Annotated in this window: 2 protein-coding genes; both read right to left on the reverse strand. The window is 55.5% G+C overall.

All coding sequences use genetic code 11. The annotated features are described in order from the left end of the window. Position 1: 1 nt before the first annotated feature. Entirely contained in the window at positions 2 to 955 is a 954-nt protein-coding gene (locus AC630_RS41650) for a hypothetical protein (protein ID WP_074124227.1), read from the reverse strand. A gap of 37 nt (positions 956 to 992) precedes the next feature. Next, positions 993 to 3423 (reverse strand): bifunctional RecB family nuclease/DEAD/DEAH box helicase (locus AC630_RS41655; protein WP_074124228.1); only part of this gene is annotated, 2431 nt, incomplete at its 5' end.

The raw sequence follows: 3423 nt of genomic DNA on the forward strand, positions 1-3423 counted from the left end.
TTTAAGCTTTGATTGTGAACGCGGCAGCTGCGCACGCCGAGATAAACTTAGATGACATGTCCTCTCTTCGGCCCAGAAAGAACTCTCCGCCGAGGCTTTCGAATGAGCGATCGAAGGAAGCCTTTAGTTGGTCCTCAGCGGCCTTGGCTTCGGATGCGCCCTTGAACGGACGCGACTTCAATTCCTCTCTCCACCTGCTTCGTGCCGCAGGTGGTATACCCAAGTTTAGCTCTCCGCATCTTCTCGTAGGATCATTGGAGTATCCGATTTTCACGACTATTTTGTCAGAAAGAGATGCCGGACTTCGCCCGAGCATGCTTGGCAGATCGCCTTCAAAAACGTGCATGTAGAGGTAACAAGGACCGTCAACAATTTCGATCTCGCGTGGACCAAAGGTAGGAGCAATACCTCGAGACGGATGGTAGGCATCCGACATCGTCTCAATCTCTTCTCCATTTTCGACGGGAGGCTCGCCGAAAACCGAAACTGCTCGAACTGGAAGTGCGAGAGCTCGCACCACTTCGTCGTCAGTAATCAACTTCCCCTGTTTTGCGATGATACGACCCGCACTACGATCGTATGTGTCAGGGGCAACATATTTAACTTCAATCCGCCGTTCGACGCGCCACGCCCGCTTAACCGGAACGGCGTAAGTCCAGCGGTCGCGATAGCCGCGATCGATCTTGCGTTTCATAGCGAGGGCCGATGAACGAGCTACATCACTCGTAGCTATTGGATCGATTTCGAGAAAGCCCAGCGCTTGCCTGCGGTTCTCCCTTGCCGTCTCTTCGGAGGCGGCCCCATAGATGAGAACTAAGTCACCGGGTTGCCATTGCGCGATTAGCCGGTCGCGGTCTGACTCTAACGTGAAACCCAGATAGCCATCTTCGCCGGGATCGAAGCCCCAAAAAGCCTTAAGCCAGACGCGTTTGGCCTTTAACTCAACTTGCTCCATCTACGATCGTCCTGATGGTTCGTCTTGAAATGAAAACTTAGAGCTGAATAGCTAACTCTAGATACCGGCAGAACGCGTTGGCAAGCTGCATCTGCCTCGGGGTTCGACATTCAGCCTCGAACAGACGGGGTGATGCAACGACCACACAAATACATTTCGCTCGCGATGTAGCGACGTTTAGGCGATTTGCGCTGTAGAGAAATTCCATCCCGCGCGGTGCATCGGAGTGACTAGAGGTCGTCATGGAATAGATGACTATTGGAGCTTCCTGCCCCTGAAACTTGTCCACTGTTCCGATACGAGCACCAGCAGGCAATCGTTCCTGGAGCTCGCAGACTTGAGCGTTGTACGGGGCGATGATCAGGATGTCCTTCAGCTCAATAGGACGTTCGACGCCCTCTCTATCGACCCAGCTGGTAGAACCGTTCATAATGTCGGCAATTAGCTCCTGGATTTCAGCGGACTCCTCTTTCGAGCAATTTTGGTTGCCTGTGTGCTGCACGGGCAAATAACGGAGGCCAGAGCCATCGAGGCGTCCTTTGGACCGGATTTCCTGATTCCCCAAACCAGCACGGGAATGCAGGCGGCCCTCGTAAAACAGTTCTGAGTTAAATGCGCAGATCAGAGGGTGCAGCCGCCACGTCTCTTCAAGGAAAAGACCCCTGTCCGGCGGCACCGTCGCATGACTGCCGAGTACATGGTCCAAAGCCGAAACGTCTGCGCCATCCGGATGGCTTCCCCGAATTGGCTGCTCGAGCTGCCGGGGATCACCCAACAGGACGACGCTGTTCGCGGCTTGCGACACGGCCAAAACATTCGCGAGCGACATCTGGGCGGCTTCGTCGATGAAAAGTACGTCGACGCAGCGCGATGCATCCGGTCTAGCCCAGAACCAAGCAGTATCACCCCCAACGTCAGCGTCTGTGCCAAGAGCTCTCAGAAATGCTGCGTTGTCTGTCGTAAACCTCAAACCCGGTAAGTCATCTTCTTTTTCCGGAACGCTTTGAATGCACTGGATTCTCTGACCCTGCTGGTTCGCAGCGTTGACGACTTCATCGAGAAGGTTCCGAATTACCTTATGGCTATTGGCGGTCACGCCCACGCTTTTACCGTGCTTCGCTAGAGCGCAAATCATCCGAGCGCCCGTGAAAGTCTTGCCCGCGCCCGGAGGTCCTTGCACCGGGAAGACGCTGCGATCGAGATTGAGGCCGACACGGATCGCTGCCTCCAGGGTGGATTCGCCGGACTGCTGAAAGTTTTGGTCGCGAAGGCGTGGTGCCACTGCCATCAGCAAATCGCGGGCAGCGCGATGCTCCGTATCACATTCCATTCCGTTGTCGGCCACATACTCACCAAGCCGCATCACCGAGTCTGCGAGAATCTGAGTTCCTACGAGGCTGTGGGCGAAAACGGCCTCGGGATGAAAAGTCGCCGTGTCTTTGCGCTTCTTCACGTCGATCGTGCGCTCATCCAGGGAGATTGCGACCACCTTTCCAAATTTCTCGCCGCCGAGGCTCATCAGCTCATCCTTTGAACGGATGTCCGTGTCCTGAAGCTCGAATTTGTAGCGGTGGATCGGTGCTTTGGGTGTACCGCCTACCGTTCCCAGAAACTCAAGCCCAGCCAATCCGTCTCGCTCATGCAGAAGGTCTTCAGCCGATAGGTCCCTCAGCCGGAAGTACTCCCACCAAACTGCTTTCTTCTCACGACCATGCCAATCCAGTAGCGACGCGAGAAGCCACCGAGCTTTTTGTTCTGCCGTGCGTTCGTCTGCGTCATCTGGTACCCCTTCGATCAGGCGTGCGCCCACGGCAGCAACCCTCTTCTGCCAGGCGTCGAGTTCTGGGCTGATTTCCGCCGCCGCTGGCACCGGTCGAGCAATCGCCGTGCCGCCCGCGACAAGCCTCCCTCGAAGGACTTCAAGCCAATTGCGAAGACCCTCTGTCGAAACGCAATCGTCACGATTATAGCCCTTGATAGCGGTCTTATCCTCCTCCGGAATGCCGGCATGATCCGCTACCTCTAGCCGTGCTTGAGTCCTTGCAAGCACGGCCGAGATATCCTCCAGAGGTACGCTGCGTGTAAACGAATACAGGGGTTCGAGCTTCTTGATCGAATAGCTCTCGACACTCGCGCGAATGGCGTGACGCACCACCGAATAGAGATCGACGAACGTTTCCGCCCGCAGAAGATTGTCCAAATCGTTTTCGCGCGTGGCGTAGCGCCCCATCAGACGCTTTAATGCTGCAGGCTCGTATGGGGCGAAATGGTAGATGTGTAAGTCAGGGTAGATCTTCTTTCGCTCGGTCACGAAATCAATGAAGCGTTCGAAAGCGACTCTCTCCTCCTGCCTCGTAGAGGCCCAATCGCCCACGTACCGGCGGTTACCATCGGCCTCGCCGTAAAGATATCCGAATAGAAACTCAAGACCTCCGTCTCCAACGAAGGGATCACCCTCGAAGTCGAAA

It is taken from the genome of Bradyrhizobium sp. AS23.2, assembly GCF_001908185.1.
In the GTDB taxonomy this organism is placed as follows: domain Bacteria; phylum Pseudomonadota; class Alphaproteobacteria; order Rhizobiales; family Xanthobacteraceae; genus Bradyrhizobium.